This window comes from Pseudomonas sp. Marseille-Q5117, assembly GCF_946901175.1.
GTDB classification, from domain to species: Bacteria; Pseudomonadota; Gammaproteobacteria; order Pseudomonadales; family Pseudomonadaceae; genus Aquipseudomonas; species Aquipseudomonas iranensis.
This window is the reverse complement of record NZ_CAMPPP010000018.1, coordinates 144,629-164,037: the sequence shown is the minus strand read 5'-3', so window position 1 is coordinate 164,037 and position 19,409 is coordinate 144,629. Positions and strand designations below refer to the sequence as shown.

The window sequence follows — 19,409 nt, the reverse complement described above, 5'->3', positions numbered from 1 at the left end:
CCGCCGAGCCGCTTGCTGGCCGAGCAATTGGGCATCTCGCGCAAGACCATTTCCGACACTTACGCGCAGCTGACCTACGAAAATTTCCTCACCGGGGTGATCGGCAAAGGCACCTACGTCAACGCCCGCCCGGCGCAGGTGCAGCGCAAGCAGAGCCACACCGAGCTGGCCAGTGCCGAGGTGATCGAGAGCTGGCGCAATCTGCCGGTGTTCCTCCGTCACCCGACGCTTGAAGGTTCGCTGCGCTACGACTTCATCGGTGGCGCCACCAGCAAAGGCCAGTTCCCACACGACGACTGGCGCCGCTGCGTCGCCCATGCGATGCGGCAGATGGCGCAGTCGAAAGGCTTCTACAGCGTCGCCGAAGGCTTGCCGGCGCTGCGCAATGCGATCGCCCGGCACATCGCCTTTTCTCGCGGCATCAACTGTCAGGACGAGGACATCGTGGTGTGCAACGGCGCGCAGCAGGCGCTGGACCTGATTGCCCGGGTACTGACCCGCCCGGGCGACCTGGTGGCGATGGAAGATCCGGGCTATCCACCCGCGCGCTTGCTGTTCGGCACCCACGGCGCCGAAGTGGTCGGCGTGCCGGTGGATGCCGAGGGTATTCAGGTCGAGCACATTCCCGATGGCACGCGGCTCATTTACGTCACCCCGTCGCACCAGTTTCCGCTGGGCATGGCCATGAGTCAGGCGCGCCGCGAGGCCCTGCTCGCCCGTGCCCACGAGCTCGGCGCGATCATCATCGAGGATGATTACGACAGCGAATTCCGCTACGAAGGCCGGCCCACCGATTCGCTGTACAACCTCGATCAGCGCGGTATCGTCGCCTACGTCGGCACCTTCTCGAAAACCTTGCTGCCGGAGTTGCGCCTGGGCTACGCGATCCTGCCGCCGTCGATCATCGAAGCGGTGATTCGCGCCAAGCAGTTGACCGATCTGCACGCCTCGACCCTGCCGCAATGGGCGCTGGCCAAGTTCATCGCCGAAGGTTGCCTGCTCAAGCACATCCGCCGCTGCCACACGATCTACGCGCAACGCCGCGAACGCATCCTGGAGCGCATGGCGACGGATCTGGCGCCATGGCTGCAAGCCGTGCCGGCCAGTGCCGGGTTTCACATGGCGGTGTTCTGCAAGGTGCCGATCGATTTGCCGTTGGTCATCGAGCTGGCAAAAAAGGTCGAGGTCGGCCTGTATGCGATCAGTGGTTTCTACTACCAGCAGCCGGCGAAAGAAGGCCTTTACTTCGGTTTCGGCGCTATCGAAACCCTCGACATCGACATCGCCCTCGATCGCCTGCGCGACATCCTCGAACAGCTGTCATGAGCCGTTGGTATAAGGCTTTTACCGCCGATTGGTTATTGGTGATTCACGGCGGCAGGCCTATTCTGCACAGGCGTTATCCCTCAATGAGCAGGATTCGTCCGGCCTGATTCAGGAGTGTGAGCAATGTCCAGCGAAGTGATCAATACGGTTGAGGTGAAGGCTGCTGCGGGCCGCTCGGAAGAGCTCGGCAAGCAATTGCAGAAGATCGTCGACACCCTGCGCGAAACTCCGGGCTGCGATTCCTACCTGGTCGACCGCTGCCCCGAAGACAGCCACCGCTGGACGGTCAGCGCGCGCTGGCAGTCGGAAGCGGCGATGCAGGCGCATTTCAACCGGCCCGAGGCACAGGGGTTTATCGACCTGATCGACAGCCGCCTGGCCAATAGCGTGGATTTCAACAGCTTTCCCATTGTTTGATATGCCCCTTCGCGAGCAGGCTCGCTCCCACATTTGGAATGCGGTCAACTGTGGGAGCGAGCCTGCTCGCGAAGGCGATTTGCGCCGCACCGAAATCCTTCCGAGGCCAATTGGTCACCTGATCTTCCCGAATATTGGCCGTTTGAATGCGCCACCCTGCGGACTACTGTGATCAGCAACACCCCAACCATCACAGGTAACCCGCCATGAAAGCCCTGCACCTCGTCGCCGCCGCCCTCGCCTTCAGCCTGTCCGCTTCGGCAATGGCTCACGACCCGTCCGAGAAAATCACCGTCCTGCAGGAACAACTGCTGAAAAACGCCCCCGGCAAGAAAGCCATGATGATCGAAGTTGACTACCAGCCCGGGCAATCCTCGATCGCGCACAAACACGAAGGTACGGCGATGGCTTACGTACTGGACGGCGAGGTGATTTCACAGGTCAAGGGCGAAAAAGCGATCACTTACAAGAAGGGCCAGTTCTGGTACGAGCCGGCCGGTTCCGAGCATCTGGTGTCGAAAAACGCCAGTTCGACCAAGCCGGCCAAGTTGCTGGTGTTCATGGTCCTGGCCCCGGATGAGCAGGTGCTGATCCCGCTGGAAAACTGATGGCTGAACGGCCAGCCATAAACGAAAGGCGCGAATCGAGCATTTGCGCCTTTTTTATTGCCTTGGGGCATTACCTGCAAACGCTTAAAGCCAATAAAACTAAACCCGCACAGGTTATTCAGGCAACGGTCAGGCCGGCAGGTTTACCCTGAATATCCGCCGATATCTTCGGCCCGTGCACACTCCTCGACAGACCTTGTTTCACGGGAGAAACACCATGAAACCTGCGCTTCCCGCCTTGCTGGCGATCTCCGTTCTGCTGCTCTCTGCCTGCTCTGTTCCCACTGCTCCGCAAGCCGTGTCATCCCTCGACACGCTGCTGCCGCACCCGACCGGTCGCAGCAGTGCTACTCAGGTCAAGAGCGGTCCCGGCGTCTCGCTGGGGGTGATTTACAGCCCCGGCACCCAGGCCAATCGCCAATACTTGCGCGAGTATCAGGCCAAGGCCGGCACCGGTTTGGGTCAGAGCCTGCTGGTGCAACCGATCCACGACGCCTACGTCGCCAGCTCCAGCCCGGATCGCGCGGTGCAGTGGGTCAATGCTTCGCTGCAACGCCAGTTCGGCTCGGTGACGGTGTACCCAGACATGCAAAGCCTGCGTGCCGCCAGGCCGGATGTGGTGGCGATCGTCGATACCCACAGCCAGTTGATCACCTCGCGCAGCTCGGATATCCGCGCGGATGTCAGTGCCGATTTTTACGATGCGCAATTGAACTACATCGGCACAGCGAAGGGCTCGCAGGCGCGGGAACTGACCCCGGTGTGGGCGGACTTCAAGCGCTCGGAAGAAATCGTCGCGGATATCAATCAGCAGGAGGAATTGCAGCTGGCGGCGTTGCGCGAGTTTGACCGTTCGCTGAGTAATCTGGTTGTGCGGCCGGGGGAGAAAGTGTCGATGCTTGAGGGTAAACCAGCTCAAAAGTTGTATTGAATGTAAGTGCCTCTTCGCGAGCAGGCTCGCTCCAACATTTGGAATGCGATCAACTGTGGGAGCGAGCCTGCTCGCGAAAACGCCAGCCCAGACACCAAAAAAAACACAGGCATAAAAAAGCCCCGGCATCTCTCGACACCGGGGCTTTTTCATTCAGCCACTACTTACGCCAGTTCAAGCTCGGCGCTCGCAGCAACCGCAGGCAGGATCGCTTGCCCGCTCAACGCCAGATCCAGCAGTTCGCGGTTGGCCACCGCGTACATGGCGTAGTCCGTACCGCTCGCAGCACGGATTTCCACCAGCATGGCGCGCCAGCGTTCGATCATGCTTTCGTGCTGGGCCATCCACAGCGCCAGGCGTGCTTCCACGTCCTGGGAGCCGTCGCCCTGTTGCAGGACGGAGATGGTGATCGCCCGTTGCTGCCAGTCGACATCATCACGGAACGCTTCACGGGCCAGAGCCTGCCAGTTGTTTTCCACCGGCAGGGCGCTGATCTGTTGCAGGTACCAGGTGATGTCCAGCGCAGAGCCCACGGCGAAGTAAGCCTTGGCCACTTCGGCCGGGTCCTGCCCGGTGACGTCGGCGGCTTCGATGATCGGCAGCAGCGTGTACAGGTGCGAGGTGCCCGCAACCATACGCGCCAGCAATTCCGGCACACCGGCTTCGACGTACGCCTGATAGCGCGACTGCCAGTTCTCGCGGATTTCGCCGCTGAGCAGTTCGTCGAGTTTCAGACCCAGCTCTTTCAGATGCGGACCGAAGTGCGCGACGTCACGGGCAGCGTTCTGCTCGTTGCGGCGGGCACGCAGGAACCAGCGCGTGGCACGACGGCCCAGACGCATCAGCTCGTCCATCAGTTCCAGCTGCACGTCAGCGGAAACCTGATAGTCCAGCGCTTCGATCTGACGGAACCAGTGCGGGAGGTGGAAGATGTCGCGCACGATCACGTAAGCGCCAGCCACGTTCGCCGGGCTCATGCCGGTCGACTCTTTGAGTCGCTGCACAAAAGTGATGCCCATGTGGTTGACCAGATCGTTGGCGATCTGGGTGCTGACGATCTCGCGCTTCAGACGGTGACGACGCATGGCTTCGGAGAACTTGCTGACCAGGGTCGGCGGGAACGCCGTTTCCATGTCGCGGGTCAGGTAATCGTCGTCCGGCACCAGCGAGCCCAGCAACTGCTCTTTCAGGTCGATCTTGCTGTAGGAAATCAGCACCGACAGCTCAGGACGGGTCAGGCCGTGGCCCTCAGCGACGCGCTCGGTCAGTTGCTCTTCGGTCGGCAGGAACTCGATGGCACGGTCCAGCTTGCCACGGCCTTCCAGATCGCTCATCAGACGCTTGTACTCAGCGATGCGCGCGTAGGCACGGCGCGCCGCCAGGGACAGGGCCTGAGTCTGCTTGTAGTTGTTGCCCAGCACCAGATTGCCGACTTCGTCGGTCATGCTCGCCAACAACTGGTTGCGTTGCTTGTCGGTCATGTCACCAGCCTGAACCACTTCGTTCAGCAGGATCTTGATGTTCACTTCGTGGTCGGAGCAGTCCACGCCACCGGCGTTGTCGATGAAGTCGGTGTTGGAGCCGCCGCCATTCAAGCCGAATTCCACACGACCCAGTTGGGTCATGCCGAGGTTACCGCCCTCGCCCACGACTTTGCAGCGCAGCTCGTTGCCGTTGACGCGCAGCGCATCGTTGGCCTTGTCGCCGACATCGGCGTGGCTTTCGGTGCTGGCCTTGACGTAGGTGCCGATACCGCCGTTCCACAACAGATCCACCGGCGCCTTGAGCAAGGCATTGAGCAGTTCGGTCGGGGTCAGCTTGTCAGCCTTGATGTCGAAGCGTTCTTTCATCTGCGGCGAGATCGCGATGCTCTTCGCGCTGCGCGAGAAGATACCGCCACCTTCGGACATGATGCTGGTGTCGTAGTCGGTCCAGGCCGAACGCGGCAGATCGAACAGACGCTGACGCTCGACGAAACTGGTCGCCGGGTTCGGGTTCGGGTCGATGAAGATGTGCATGTGGTTGAACGCAGCGACCAGTTGCAGCTTGTCGGACATCAACAGGCCGTTACCGAACACGTCGCCGGCCATGTCGCCGACACCAACCACCGTGATGCTGTCTTCCTGGACATTGATGCCGCGCTCGCGGAAGTGGCGCTGTACGCCGACCCACGCGCCCTTGGCGGTGATGCCCATTTTCTTGTGGTCGTAACCGGCCGAACCACCGGAGGCAAACGCGTCACCCAGCCAGAAGCCGTAGTCGATGGCAATGCCGTTGGCGATGTCGGAGAAGGTTGCAGTGCCCTTGTCCGCCGCGACCACCAGGTACGGGTCATCGTCGTCATGACGCACGACGTTGACCGGCGGTACCAGTGCGCCGTCCTTCAGGTTGTCGGTGATGTCCAACAGACCGGAAATGAAGATGCGGTAGCAGGCGATGCCCTCGGCCGCGATCTCGTCACGGCTGCCGCCCAGTGGCAGACGACGCGGCAGGAAGCCGCCCTTCGCGCCCACTGGCACGATGACCGAGTTCTTCACTTGCTGGGCTTTTACCAGGCCGAGCACTTCGGTACGGAAGTCTTCTTCACGGTCGGACCAGCGCAGACCACCACGGGCAACGTTGCCGAAGCGCAGGTGCACGCCTTCGACGCGTGGCGAGTACACGAAGATTTCGAACTTCGGCACTGGCTTGGGCAGCTCAGGGATAGCATGCGGGTTGAACTTGAAGCTGAAGTACGACTTGTTCTGGCCGTTGGCGTCAGTCTGATAGAAGTTGGTGCGCAGGGTGGCTTTGATCAGATCCAGGTAACGACGCAGGATGCGGTCTTCGTTGAGCACCTGAACATCGTCCAGTGCGGTCAGAATCGCTTGTTCCAGACGCAGTTGCTTGTCTTCCAGATCATCGCTGCCGAGCTTGCGCGCCAGGTAGAAACGGGTCTTGAACAACCGGGTCAGTTCGCGAGCGATGTCGGTGTGGTTGTTCAGGGTGCTGGCGATGTAACCCAGGTCGAAGCCCAGACGAATCTGCTTCAGGTAACGGGCGTAGGCACGCAGCAGCGCCACGTCGCGCCATGGCAGACCGGCGGTCAGCACCAGACGGTTGAACGCATCGTTCTCGGCATCGCCGCGCACGATGTGTACGAACGCGTCCTGCAGGGTGTCGTTGAGTTGCTGGATGTCGAGGTCCAGACCTTCGGCAGCAGTGAACGCGAAGTCGTGAATCCAGAACTCGCGGCCATTGGTGTGACGCAGGCGATACGGGAATTCACCGAGTACGCGCAGACCGAGGTTTTCCAGAATCGGCAGGACGTCGGACAGCGCCAGCGGCGTGTCGGCGTGATACAGCTTGCAATGCAGCTCGCGCTGGCCGGAGACCTGACCGAGCGGCTGATAAAAGCTCATCACCAGCGGATTTTTTTCGTTGAGGCTCAGCAGGTGCTGCATGTCGACCACGGCCGAATGCGCGGCAAAACGCTCGCGGTAACCGGCCGGGAAGCCTTTCGGGAAGTCGGCCAGCACGTTGGTGCCGTGGGCTTCGCCGAAGCTTTCGACGGTCAGTGCGGCGTAGTCGTCCTGCCAGCTGCGGCAGGCCTGGACCACTTCTTTTTCCAGCAGCAGCGGGTCGATGTCGAGGCGGTTCTTCGGATCGACGCGCAGAATCAGCTGCACGCGGGCCAGCACGGATTCCGAGAAGAACGTCCAGAATTCGCAGTCGGAGGCTTTCAGGCGCTCCATCAGCACTTGCTGGATCTTCTGGCGCACTTCGGTGGAATAGATGTCGCGCGGCACGTAGGCCAGGCAGTAGCAGAAGCGACCGTACGGGTCTTTACGCAGAAACACGCGGATCTTGTTGCGTTCCTGGATCTGCACGATCGACATCACGGTGGTGAACAGTTCGTCGACCGGGGTCTGGAACAGATCATCACGCGGCAGCACTTCGAGGACCTGCGCCAGTTCCTTGCCCAGGTGAGCCTTGGACTGGAAGCCGGAGCGGCGCTCGATTTCTTCGACCTTGCGGCGGATGAACGGGATGACTCGCACGCTCTCGCCGTACACCGAGGAGGTGTACAGGCCCATGAAACGGTGTTCCTTGATGACTTTGCCGTCGGCGTCGATTTCACGGATCGACACGTAGTCCGGGTAAGCCGGACGATGCACGCGGCTCGGGTGCGCAGCCTTGGCGAACGACAGCAGGGTCGGTTCGCGCAGGTAGGAGACGGCGTAGTCTTCGATGCGCAGGTCTTCGTAGGTCAGGCCGGTGCGCAGCAGTTTGGTCAGGCCGAGGAAGGAGCTCTGGTCGTACTCGATGTGGCCGCCATCGGCCTGGTCGGTGACCACGAACTCTTCGTAGCCGAGGAAGGTGAAGTGGTTGCCCACCAGCCATTCCAGGAAGCTCTTGATTTCGTTCTTTTCGTCGGCATCGACCGGATAGGCGCTGTTGTTCAGCTGGGTGAGGATGTCCTGCACCTTGGCTTTCATCGGCTCGAAGTCAGCGACGGCGACGCGCACTTCACCGAGCACCTGCTCAAGCTCTTTGCTCAGCACGTTCAGCTCGGCCGCGTTGGCGCAACGGTCGATTTCCAGGTACATCAGCGATTCGTGCAGCACGCCTTCGCCGATGCTGCCTTTTGGCAGGACTTCCAGCAATTCGCCCTTGCTGCCACGACGTACGCTGAGCACGGTGGTCTGCAGGGTGTGAATGCTGTAGCCGCGACGGTTCAGCTCGGTACGCACCGAGTCGACCAGAAATGGCAGGTCGTGGTGCAGCACTTCGACCGCGGTGTGGGTCGACTGCCAGCCGTGGCGTTCGTAATCGGGGTTGTAGACACGCACTTGCGGTTGCGCGTGATCGAAGCGCTCAAGCAGGCGCCACGCAGAGAGAGTACAGCCAGCGAGGTCGGAGAGGCGACGTTGAGTCAGCTCGTCCAGGGAAATGATGCCGAAGAATTGTTCAGCGAACAGCGCCACTTGTGGCAGTGCCTGTTCACTGATGTGCTGCGCCAGTGCCGCTTGCAGTTGGTGCTGGAAGTCGGCTTTGCTGGCTGCGGTGAAGAACGCCATCTGTGGTACTCCGCTTAAGCTTGTTATTGATGGAAAGCGTCGCGTGCAACACCCCTTTCGGGGCTGGTGTCGCCCTGTTCCTGATTCTCGGGCAGAGGAAACAGGGAGACAGGTGGGTGAAGCTGGACGGGACACTCAGGTCACATTCACCTTCCATGAATGAGCATCTGCAAAAGCGACTGCCAGCACTGCCGGCAATGCCTTTACGGGTGCTCATCCGTTGCGCAGCTTAATGGGTGCGACAATGTGTCTGCTTGCGGTGCTGCGACATATTCGGTCATTGGCACGTAAATGCAGGGTTTGGCCTGCATCAACACTAGCAGGCGTGCGCCGAAATGCAGGTTCGAACCCCGGTTTCACGGGACTTTCGTGCCAGGTCGGTCGTCGAGGACGTTACATATCCGGAAACGAAAACGCCCAAGGCCCTGTTATCGACCCTGAGCGTGGCATCCGGTTCAGCGCCAGCGGTTGACGCGGATCAGTCCGGCAGTTCCTCAAAGGCTCTGAATTTGCTTACCGTGGCGCAGTCGTAGCACATCGTCTGCAGGATCTGCTTGTCCATGCTGGCGTCGATGTTGCTCGAATCGCATTCGCGGCAGAACAGGCGCAGATGGCTGAGCAAGTCGCTGTCGAACGCCACGGCGCAAAAGAATTGCGGGACCAGTTCGTCACGCCAGTACATGCCCGGCGATTTGGAAAATCCGGCGCCGCTGTCCTTGAGCACCACGTCGTAGAGCAAGCGCTGCAAGGCCGTTTGCGGTACTCGCGCATCGCGATGGGCGTTCTTGCGCCAGTTGCGCGCGAGCGCGTCCTGCGCCGTGCTCAGCATGTTGCGCGGAATGGTGTTGGAGGCGTGACTGCGCCCTTTGGAATTGCCGGTGGCATAAAAGTGCGCGGCGTTTCGTACCGCCAAGCGGGCGAAGTAATACAACTGACTCACCGAGAAGTCCTGCAGCAACTGCCCGACCACCTCCTCGGCACGGGCCTCGGCCGTGAAGGCAAAATCCACTTCAGCGGCCAGCACACGGATGTATTGAATGGACGCTTCGCGGGCGAGACTGAAGACCAGCGAATAGATTTCGCTCTTCCAGGCGGCTTTGACGCTGCCCGACAACTCCTGATACAGCACCTGATACAAATTCTCGCGGGCACAGCGCGTTACGCCGTCGAGCGTGACGCTGGGCAGCCAGCGCACCGCGCTGTACTCGCGGATATTGCAGCCCTCGCTGCGATCGAAGGCGTTGATGTCGGAATCGGTGGAAACAGCCAGCACTCCGGCTTCGTGCAGGCCTTTGAGCAGCTCCTCACGGGCCTCGAACGTCAGGGCGAGCAGCTCTTCTCTGGATGGCGCATTCAACGGCGCAATCCATTCAACGGTTGCGCCGTAACCATCATCCAGCAAAGCGAGCAACGTCAGCTTCTGCACAAACCCCAGATTGGCGTAAGGCACTGCGGGGCATCGCGCGCCATATCGAGCTTCCAATTCCAGGCGATCACGCGCGGCCCGGGCGGCAAGCTGCTGCTGGCGCACCTTGAAACATTCTGTGCAGCTGCAAGTCGTGTGGCGGGTATTGGTGCCGGGAAGGCTTTGCTGGTGCTCACAGCGTACGCATTTGAAGGTACTGCGCAGCGAAAGCGGAGTACCTCTGGCGTGTCGGCGCACCCACATCGGCAGTTTGCAGTAAGGACAACTGAGGTCGGCACTGATAACCGGGGGCAGAACCTTGAGCAGACTGCGCACCGATGCAGGGATCTGAAATTCCGCCATCAGCGCGGCAGTTTTTTCGCCTTCGAGATAGCGCTTGTAGATTTCCTCGATCTGTTCATCGGACAGGTGGCGGATTTGTTCGCCGCGGTCGAAATATTGGGTCATGGCAAAGTTCCCTTTTTGGGGTTGTCGTAACGCACTCCATTGCGCAAGAGCGGCGAAACTAACGGTAAAAAGGCGGCGATCACAAGCGAAAAATCGCAATTTCGGATGGATTTTGCCCATCCGGTAATTGCCTTACGCTGGCGTCGGATTTTCCCTTCTTGCTACTCGGAAATGGGCGACGGAAATATCCTGCTTTGCCACTTTTTACCGATGCAGGCAGCGCAAACCGGTTGAGACTGGCAAAATCGCGCCTTCGAAAAGACTCACCGCCGCCACTGCCCAGGATTTCCCCCATGCAAATGACCACCGCCCTACTGATCGTCAACCCGTGCGACGACGAAGAAGACAACATGGCCATGCTCTGCTGCCACAGCGACAAGGGCGAGATGTTCCTGATGAGCCGTTATCCGGATGAGGATGAGCTGGAGATCACCCTGGATGGCGAGCCTTCGACGCTTGACGGAGTGAAGGTCACGCTGACGCCGAATCTGCTGAAGATCGAGATTGCTGCGGCGGATGCCGATGCGTTGAATGGCGATGATGTGCTGGAGATCAGTTTTAATCCGGATATGGTGGATATGGATGAGGTTGTCGAGACTTTGAAGAACATTCTCGATGGCACCGGGACCTTTATCAGCGAGGTTTGATATTGACCGGGCTGGCCCTTTCGCGAGCAGGCTCGCTCCCACATTGGAATGCGTACACCAGACCCTGTGGGAGCGAGCCTGCTCGCGAAGAGGCCGGAACTGCCACCCGATAAATTTCCTCCTGACAGGAGATCAAAAGATCGCAGCCTTCGGCAGCTACTACAGGGGATCGCATTCCAACCGGGAAGCTGCCAAAAGCCGCGATCTTTTGCTCTTTTGCACAAAATGCCGTTAGTCGCCGCCCCCCACGATGGATTAAAGTAACGCCCCCAGCCCCGGCGTTATCCGAACGCCCCGGCCACCCCCTTTCCAGGAACAGTCACCGATGGAACATCGTGAAGCGCTGCTGGCGCTGCGAACCTTTCTTTCAACGCAGATTCTCGGCCAGGAAAAACTCATCGAGCGTTTGCTCATCGCCCTGCTCGCCGACGGCCACATGCTGGTCGAGGGCGCTCCCGGTCTGGCCAAGACCAAAGCGATCAAAGAACTCGCCGAGGGCATCGAAGCCCAGTTCCATCGAATTCAGTTCACCCCCGACCTGCTGCCGGCCGACATCACCGGCACCGAAATCTACCGTCCGGAAACCGGCAGTTTCGTCTTCCAGCAAGGGCCGATCTTCCACAACCTGGTGCTGGCCGACGAAATCAACCGTGCGCCGGCCAAGGTGCAGTCGGCCTTGCTCGAAGCAATGGCCGAGCGCCAGGTCAGCGTCGGCCGCAGCACCTATGAGCTGTCGCCGCTGTTTCTGGTGATGGCCACGCAGAACCCGATCGAACAGGAAGGCACCTATCCGCTGCCGGAAGCCCAGCTCGACCGTTTCCTCATGCACGTCAAGATTGGCTTCCCCGACGCCGCTGTCGAACGGCGCATCCTCCAGCAGGCCCGTGGCGAGGCGCTGAACGGTGAGACCAAGCCCGAGCGCCGGGTCAGCCAGCAGGCGATCTTCGCCGCGCGCAAGGAAATCCTCGGTTTGTACATGGCCGACGCCGTGGAGGAATACCTGGTGCAACTGGTCATGGCCACGCGCAACCCGGCCAAGTTCGATCCGGAAATGGCCGAGTGGATCGCTTACGGTGCCAGTCCGCGCGGCTCGATCGCCCTCGATCGCTGCGCCCGCGCCCACGCCTGGCTGGCCGGCCGCGATTTCGTCAGCCCGGAAGACATTCAGGCCGTACTGTTCGACGTGTTGCGCCATCGCATCATTCTGTCGTTCGAAGCCGAAGCCGCTGGCATCGATCAGGATCGCGTGGTGCAGCGGATTCTCGACGTCGTCGCCGTCGCTTGACCCCCATGAACGCCGCCCTGCCCTCCGAACCCGGTATCCGCATCAGCCTCGCCGAGCTGATCGAAATGCGTCACCGCGTGCGCGAGGTACAACTGTTTTCGACGCCGAGTCAGCGCAGCCCGCTGATCGGCCTGCATCACTCGAAATTCCGTGGGCGTGGCGTCGACTTCGACCAAGTGCGGGTGTATCAGGCCGGTGACGACGTGCGCACCATCGACTGGCGCGTCACCGCGCGCACGCAGGAACCGCACACCAAGCTGTTCCACGAAGAGCGCGAGCGACCGATTTTCATCATGGTCGAGCAAAGTACGCGGCTGTTTTTCGGCTCGGGGCTGATGTTCAAGTCAGTGCTGGCGGCGCAGGTTGCAGCGTTGATCGGCTGGGCCGCGCTGGGGCACAACGACCGCGTCGGCGGGTTGGTGTTCGGCGACAACGAGCACTACGAAATCAAGCCTCGACGCAGCAAACAGAGCCTGCTGCAACTGCTCAACCGTCTGGTCAAGGTCAATCAATCGCTGCACAGCGAGCGCGAACCGGATCGCGATGCTTTCGGCGTGGCCCTGCGCCGCGCGCGGGAAGTGCTGCGTCCGGGCAGTCTGGCCATCGTCATTTGCGATGAACGCGCGTTGTCCGACAGCGCCGAGCAGCAGTTGAGTTTGCTGGCGCGGCATTGTGATCTGCTGATGCTGCCGCTGTCCGACCCACTCGATCACGCCCTGCCCGCTGCCGGCCTGCTGCGCTTTGCCGAGCGTGGCGCGCAACTGGAAATCGACACGCTGAACTTCGACCTGCGCCAGACCTACCGCGCCCAGGCCGAAGCGCGCATCGCCCGTTGGGAATTGCTCGCACAAAAGCTGCGGGTGTTGCTGATGCCGTTGAGCACGCAGAGCGAAATGGTCGAGCAGATGCGCGAGTTCCTCAACCCGCAGCGTCCGGGGAAAGGTCGATGAACGGCCTCGAACAACTGCAACCGCTGATCTCGCCGCCGCCGATCGCCTTCTGGCCACCGGCGCCGGGCTGGTGGCTGCTGCTTCTGCTGTTGCCGCTGCTGGGTTTTGCCGTGTGGAAGCTACGCCGCTTCATTCCGATGAAAAAACGCCCAGTGGTGCGCGCCGAGCAACCGCTGGACCCGGTACGCATCGCCGCGCTCGCCGAACTGGCGCAAATGCCCAAGCCTTACGACGGCGCACCCGCCGGCGCCTGGCTGCAACAACTCAACGGCCTGCTCAAACGCCTGTGCCGCAACCACTATCCGTACAGCCAGAGCCACACCCTCAACGGTCGCAAATGGCTGGCCTTCCTCGATAACCGCTGCCCGGCTGCCGGCCTGACGCGCTGGATGGTACTCGTCGAAGGTGCGTACAAACCGGAATGCAAACTCGATGACAAAGCCATCGCCGGCCTGACCCAAGCGGTCGACACGTGGATTCGCAAACATGTTTGAGTTCGCCTGGCCGTGGATCTTCGTGCTGTTGCCGCTGCCGTGGCTGATGCGTCTTGTCCTGCCGGTGGCCGACAGCGGCGAGCCGGCGCTAAAAGTCAGTTTCCTCGCCGACCTCGAAGGCCTCGCCCGCCGCCGCGCCCGCGCCAACTTGCCGGCCTGGCGGCAGCAGGCGCCGTTTATCTTGCTGTGGCTGATTCTGCTGACCGCCGCCGCCCGCCCGCAATGGCTTGGCGAGCCACTGCCGATTGCCGCCAGTGGCCGTGATCTGCTGGTGGCGGTGGACGTGTCCGGTTCGATGGATTTCCCCGACATGCAATGGCAGGACGAGGAAGTCAGTCGCCTGTCGCTGGTGCAGCACTTGCTCGGTGATTTCCTCGAAAGCCGCGACGGCGACCGCGTCGGCCTGATCCTGTTTGGCAGCCAGGCCTACCTGCAAGCGCCGCTGACCTTCGACCGGCGCACCGTTCGCGTGTGGCTCGACGAGGCGCGGATCGGCATCGCCGATCGCGGTGTTCTTGCCGGCGATGCCATCGGCCTGGCCCTCAAACGCTTGCGTCTGCGCCCGGCGCAAAGTCGCGTGCTGATTCTCGTCACCGACGGCGCCAACAATGGCGGCGAAATCAATCAGCTGACCGCCGCAAAACTGGCCGCCCGTGAAGGCGTCAGAATCTATCCGATCGGCCTCGGCGCCAATCCCGAGGACAGCGGCTCGACCGGCCTGCTCGGGGTCAATCCGAGCCTTGATCTGGATGAGCCGGCGCTCAAAGCCATCGCCGAAATCACCGGCGGCCAGTACTTCCGCGCCCATGACGGCCTGGAGCTGCAAGCGATCAAGGACACCCTCGACCAGCTCGAACCGGTGACCCAGCAACCGACTCAGGCACGCCCGGCGCAAGCCTTGTATCACTGGCCGCTGGCGCTGGCGTTGTGGTTGAGTCTGTTGCTGGTCGTCCGCGAACTGTGGCCGGACAATCCGCTGCAACGCCTGTTTACCAAACAACTGTATTTACAAAGTCCGCTGCCGGACTGGCGTGAGCGCTTGCAGCGTCTGCGCCTGCGGAGGCGCCGATGATCGCGCTCTGGCCGCACTGGTTCCGCCCTTGGTGGCTGTTGCTGTTGCCGCTGCTCGGCTGGCTGCTCTGGCAACTCTGGCACCGGCAGAAACGCGCCGGTCGCTGGCAGATGATTCTGCCGCCGGCATTTCACGCTGCGCTGCTCAGTGGCGGCAGCGGGCGCCAGAGCAAATTGCCGTGGATCGCCCTAGGCGTGGCGTGGTTGCTGACCATTCTGGCCTTGCTTGGGCCGAGCTGGGAGCGCGTCGAACAGACCAGCCAGAACCCCGCCGATCCGCTGGTAGTCGTGCTCGAACTGACCCCGGAGATGCTCGCCACCGACACGCCGCCGACGCGTCTGGAACAGGCGCGGCGCAAGCTGTTCGACCTGTTGCAGGCGCGCAGCGATGCGCAGACCGCCATCGTCGTTTATGCCGGCAGCGCGCACACGCTGGTGCCGCTGTCGGATGATCTGGCGACCAGTCGCAACCTGCTCGACGCGCTCAAGCCGTCGCTGATGCCGGAAGCCGGCCACCGCGCCGATCTGGCCGTGGGCAAGGCGCTGGCCTTGCTCAAGCAAGGTGCGCTGGGACAGGGACGGATTTTGCTGATCGGTTCGTCGCTCAACGAAGAAGAACGGCGAGGCATCCGCCGTGCGCTCAATGGCGAGTCGACGCAACTGCTGATGCTCGGCATCGGCACCGCTGAAGGTGCGCCGATTGCCCAGGAGGACGGCAGTTTCCTCAAGGACGAGCAAGGCGCGATCCGCGTGCCGCAACTCGACAGCCCGGGCCTGGCGACTTTCCTCAACAGCGTCGGCGGCGAGTATCACCCGGCGCGACTCGACGAGGCTGATCTCGGCGCCCTTGGCCTGCTCAACGGCCCGCGCAACCTGCGCGACGACGGCCAGACCGTGCGTCTGGATACTTGGGCGGATCAGGGCTATTGGCTGCTGTTGCCGCTGTTGTTGCTGGCTGCGTGTGCCGGGCGCCGTGGCTGGCTGTTCTGCCTGCCGCTGCTGTGGTGCCTGCCGCAACCGAGCTACGCTTTCGACTTCGAAGATTTGTGGCTGCGCCCCGACCAGCAGGGTTTGCACCTGCTCAAGCAGAAACGCCCGGCCGAAGCCGCGCAGCATTTTGAAGATCATCAGTGGCAAGGGGTGGCGTTGTACGAGGCCGGCGACTACAGTGGCGCCGCTCAGCGTTTTGCCGAGGGCAGCGATGCCCGCGCCCACTACAATCGTGGCAACGCTTTGGCAAAAAGTGGCGAGCTGGAAGCAGCAATCGACGCCTACGAACAGGCGCTGGAACTGCAACCGGATCTACGTCCGGCGCAGACCAACAAGGCGCTGGTGGAAAACCTGCTGAAGCAGAAAAACGCCCCGCCGCCGTCGGAACCGGACAACCAGCCAAACGAACAAAGTCTGCCCGGCGATGAGCCTTCGCCCACCACCGCGCCCCCTCCGGCGGTGAGCAGTGAAACCCAGAGCGAGGCGCAACCGGCCGAGTCGGCCAGCGAACCGCCGCCGACCGCCCCGCCGCTGCCAGGCCCCAATGAAATCCCCGGCAGCAACGAGGAAGAGGAAACCGACACGGTGCCGACCCTGCGCCCGAGCGAGAACAACCTCGAAGGCGAGCAGCGTCAGGCGCTCGAGCAATGGCTGGGCAAGATCCCGGACGACCCGGGCGAACTGCTCAGGCGCAAATTCTGGTACGAACAGCAACAACATCAGGATCAGGAAAACAATCGATGACCCGCTTCACCGCTCTCTTGCTGCCCCTGCTGATCTGCACGGCCACCGCTCAGGCGGCCGAGCTGACCGCCAGCGTGGATCGCAGTCGCCTGAACTCCGGCGAGACGGTCGAGCTCACCCTCGAAACTGACGACGTCACCCAATTCGGCAAGCCCGATCTGTCGGCGCTGGAAGCGCTGTTCGAAGTGCGCGGCACGCGCCAGGTCAACCAGCTCAACACCCTCAACGGCGACAACCGCGCGACCACCCGCTGGATCATCACCCTGCTGCCGAAAGAGAACGGCAGCGTAGTGATTCCGCCGCTGCAACTGGGTGAAGCACAGAGCCAGCCGATCACCGTGCAGGTGATCGCCAGCGACAACCGCGAAGACAACAACAGCCTTGATCCGGTGTTCATCGAAGCCAGCCTCGATCAGACCAGCGTTTACGTGCAGGCCCAGGCCATCCTGACCCTGCGCATCTACCACTCGGTGTCGCTGTACGACGACAGCAGCCTGAGCCCGCTACAAATCGCCGACGCACGCATCGAACAACTTGGCGACACCCGCACCTACGAGAAAGACATCAATGGCCTGCGCCACGGCGTGATCGAGATGCGCTACGCGATCTACCCGCAACACAGCGGCTTGCTGACGATCGCCCCGCAGACGTTCAGCGCGACATTGGTCGATACCGCGCCATCAGCAGACGCCTCGGGGCCGAAGCCTGGGAAATTGATGCACGTGAGTTCTGCGTCGATTCCGCTGATGGTCAAACCGAAACCGCTGACCTACCCGGTCGATGCGCCATGGCTGCCGGCGCGCAGCCTCAGCCTCAGCGAAAGCTGGAGCCCGGAACCGGATCACACCCAGGTCGGCGATTCCCTGACCCGCAGCCTGACCCTGAAAGTCGAAGGCCTCGCCAGCTCACAACTGCCAGCCCTGCCCGCCACCGACGTCAACGGCCTGCGCCGCTACCCCGATCAACCGGTGCTGAGCAACCAGAGCAGCGACCGCGGCATCATCGGCAGCCGCGAAGAACGCGAAGCCCTGGTGCCAAGCCGCAGCGGCGCGATCGACCTGCCAACCGTCGACGTGGTCTGGTGGAACACCTTCGAAGACCACCTCGAACACAGCAGCCTGCCCGCGCGCACCCTGCAAGTGGCGAACAACCCCAGCCTGCAGATCGACACCCCGGCCGGCACCCTGCAACCGAGCACGCCCGACAACGACACTCTGTGGTGGTGGAAACTCAGCACCCTGATCCTCGCCTGCACCACCCTGCTCGGCTTCGGCCTCTGGTGGCGCGCCCGCTGGCAACCGGCAATCCACCGCGCCGCCCAGACCGGCCCGAGTCCACGCACCCTGCTCGACGACATCAAACGCGCCAGCCAGGCCAACGACCCCCACGCCACCCGCCAGGCACTGGACGCCTGGGCGCGGCAGCAGCCGGAGACACTGGCGGACATGGCGGCGCGGTTTGTGCCGTTGTCGGATGCGTTGGACGGGCTGAACGGCGCGCTGTACAGCGAGACCGGGCAGCACTGGCAGGGTGAGGATTTGTGGCGGGCGATACGTACTATTCCCGCCGCCGAGCGCGTGCAGGATCCGGTAAGTGAGAGTGGATTGCCGCCGCTTTATCCGAAGTGAAAAGCGAAAGATCGCAGCCTTTGGTAGCGCCTACGGATTGTGAGCAGGAGCTGCCGAAGGCTGCGATCTTTTGATTCTCATAAGTACTGATTCCTGAGTACCGTCGAACCTAGGGCAGTTTGACCAGCACAATTTCATCGGAGCCCTTTGGCAACTCCAGCAAATACTTCCAGCTTTCAATAATTTTCTTCCACTCTTCCAAGCTGAATTTGCTTTCCGGCTGACCGATCCAGTCATCGTTTATGTTTATATCGACCTGTACACCACTCGCATCAATATTCAGGACAACATCATTTCCGCCTTCACACACTGATAGCTGAGTGCCGTTCATTACTGACGTTAAGGACTCAAGCAGGCGATCACAATCCCCGGAGTATTGGGCAATAGCGCCAAGGACAGAGCAGACATATAGCTCATACCGTTGAACTCCCTCTTGGCCTGGGCTCACTTGCGCCATGTCATGAAAAACCTCACCCAATACTGGGTGAGTGCCAGCCCTATGATAAAAAAATTGCAATTCCATAAATGCATTCTCAGCGAGTAATTCGGGAAAGCTACGCAGTCCCAGAAGATCTATGAGCCTGGTTTTCTGGTGCGTCTTACACGGACAACTCTACGTAGACAGCCTCAACGATGGCGTCGCCTTCTTCGAAATCAGGCACATAAAACCTTAAACCCACGCCAGTGACACTGAAGCCTGAATTATTGAAACGAGAACCTCTCCTCGCTTGGCCAAAAACTGTCGAACCACAAGCGCATTCTCACCGACCAGTTTCTGGTTGTCCCAAACAAGCTCACTCCATTTCAAAAACTCAACGCCAACGAGCCGGTAGCGCTCATCAAAGTAAACGTGCACGCCTAAATCATCGTAAGCGTCGGTCGGTACTGTCGAATCTTCGGCTTTGTAAAACGCCTCAAACCGACCACCAAGCGCCTTCCTTGATTCTTCTCGGGACATGCCAGCGTGATCCAGAACACTTCGAAACCGGCTCCAAGAATGTCGCGCACTTGTCCTCTGGACAACTTTCCATTCAAAGGGCCGGCCGCTCCGTACTCCGCAATTGAAAAGTCCATTTGAAGCCTATTGCTGGCGAACAATCCAGTCCCCACTCTTACCCGAAAGCATGTGGGCGCGCTCTATCATAGCTCCTTGATATAGGAAGAAAAGTTTCCACCACCTTGATCAATATGTAGTCGTTCGCATTTATTACATCGATAAACAGTAGTAGCACCCGCACCTATTTGCTGATAGAACTCTTCCTCAGACAACCAACGATCTGCCAAGGCAGCACCCAGCTCATCTATCTTTCGCTCGGCAACCATCGAATATTCTGACTCGGACGTACCATGAGACAAATTGATTATCTGACCGCAGACACAGGAAA

Annotated in this window: 15 protein-coding genes; 11 read left to right on the top strand and 4 right to left on the bottom strand. The window is 61.0% G+C overall.

Annotation, left to right across the window (positions count from 1 at the left end; translation table 11 throughout):
- The 4 genes from OC605_RS24050 to OC605_RS24035 all read left to right on the top strand — a co-directional run.
- Positions 1-1,326 (top strand): PLP-dependent aminotransferase family protein (locus OC605_RS24050; RefSeq protein WP_262139929.1); only part of this gene is annotated, 1,326 nt, incomplete at its 5' end.
- Between the two features lie 123 nt (positions 1,327-1,449).
- Positions 1,450-1,743: a putative quinol monooxygenase gene (locus OC605_RS24045; protein ID WP_039763960.1), complete on the top strand. Its 294-nt coding sequence runs from the start codon at positions 1,450-1,452 to the stop codon at positions 1,741-1,743.
- Between the two features lie 206 nt (positions 1,744-1,949).
- A complete protein-coding gene (locus tag OC605_RS24040) occupies positions 1,950-2,351 on the top strand; it encodes a cupin domain-containing protein (protein ID WP_262139927.1) in 402 nt (133 codons plus the stop codon).
- Between the two features lie 217 nt (positions 2,352-2,568).
- Positions 2,569-3,282, top strand: coding sequence for an ATPase (locus tag OC605_RS24035; RefSeq protein ID WP_262139925.1), 714 nt, complete (start codon positions 2,569-2,571; stop codon positions 3,280-3,282).
- Between the two features lie 164 nt (positions 3,283-3,446).
- On the opposite strand, the gene OC605_RS24030 is transcribed toward OC605_RS24035, so the two are convergent.
- Together OC605_RS24030 and OC605_RS24025 are read right to left on the bottom strand one after the other, a co-directional pair.
- Entirely contained in the window at positions 3,447-8,342 is a 4,896-nt protein-coding gene (locus OC605_RS24030) for an NAD-glutamate dehydrogenase (RefSeq protein WP_262139923.1), read from the bottom strand.
- A gap of 478 nt (positions 8,343-8,820) precedes the next feature.
- Positions 8,821-10,215, bottom strand: a complete 1,395-nt coding sequence (locus OC605_RS24025) for a hypothetical protein (RefSeq protein WP_262139921.1) — start codon at positions 10,213-10,215, stop codon at positions 8,821-8,823.
- A 293-nt stretch (positions 10,216-10,508) separates the two neighbouring features.
- On the opposite strand from OC605_RS24025, the gene OC605_RS24020 reads away from it, so the two are divergent.
- From OC605_RS24020 to OC605_RS23990, 7 genes are all read left to right on the top strand, one after another.
- On the top strand, positions 10,509-10,862 hold the full coding sequence (locus tag OC605_RS24020) for a hypothetical protein (RefSeq protein ID WP_262139919.1): 354 nt from the start codon (positions 10,509-10,511) through the stop codon (positions 10,860-10,862).
- 325 nt (positions 10,863-11,187) lie between these two features.
- Positions 11,188-12,147: an AAA family ATPase gene (locus tag OC605_RS24015; protein ID WP_007913915.1), complete on the top strand. Its 960-nt coding sequence runs from the start codon at positions 11,188-11,190 to the stop codon at positions 12,145-12,147.
- A 5-nt stretch (positions 12,148-12,152) separates the two neighbouring features.
- The gene (locus OC605_RS24010) at positions 12,153-13,097 is read left to right on the top strand and encodes a DUF58 domain-containing protein (RefSeq protein ID WP_016774988.1); all 945 of its coding nucleotides are present in this window, start codon (positions 12,153-12,155) and stop codon (positions 13,095-13,097) included.
- On the top strand, positions 13,094-13,591 hold the full coding sequence (locus OC605_RS24005) for a DUF4381 domain-containing protein (RefSeq protein ID WP_042606790.1): 498 nt from the start codon (positions 13,094-13,096) through the stop codon (positions 13,589-13,591). The genes OC605_RS24010 and OC605_RS24005 overlap by 4 nt, the downstream gene beginning before the upstream one ends.
- Positions 13,584-14,663 (top strand): VWA domain-containing protein, encoded by a 1,080-nt coding sequence (locus OC605_RS24000; RefSeq protein ID WP_262139915.1) that lies wholly within the window; start codon positions 13,584-13,586, stop codon positions 14,661-14,663. Before OC605_RS24005 ends, OC605_RS24000 begins: the two co-directional genes overlap by 8 nt.
- Entirely contained in the window at positions 14,660-16,396 is a 1,737-nt protein-coding gene (locus OC605_RS23995; protein ID WP_262139913.1) for a tetratricopeptide repeat protein, read from the top strand. Before OC605_RS24000 ends, OC605_RS23995 begins: the two co-directional genes overlap by 4 nt.
- On the top strand, positions 16,393-18,024 hold the full coding sequence (locus OC605_RS23990; protein WP_262139912.1) for a BatD family protein: 1,632 nt from the start codon (positions 16,393-16,395) through the stop codon (positions 18,022-18,024). The genes OC605_RS23995 and OC605_RS23990 overlap by 4 nt, the downstream gene beginning before the upstream one ends.
- Positions 18,025-18,133: 109 nt before the next feature.
- On the opposite strand, the gene OC605_RS23985 is transcribed toward OC605_RS23990, so the two are convergent.
- Both OC605_RS23985 and OC605_RS23980 read right to left on the bottom strand, forming a co-directional pair.
- Positions 18,134-18,547: a hypothetical protein gene (locus tag OC605_RS23985; RefSeq protein WP_122506745.1), complete on the bottom strand. Its 414-nt coding sequence runs from the start codon at positions 18,545-18,547 to the stop codon at positions 18,134-18,136.
- Between the two features lie 147 nt (positions 18,548-18,694).
- Positions 18,695-18,982 carry a hypothetical protein gene (locus tag OC605_RS23980; RefSeq protein ID WP_262139910.1) on the bottom strand — a complete coding sequence of 96 codons (288 nt, stop codon included), beginning with the start codon at positions 18,980-18,982 and terminating at the stop codon, positions 18,695-18,697.
- Positions 18,983-19,409: the final 427 nt, after the last annotated feature.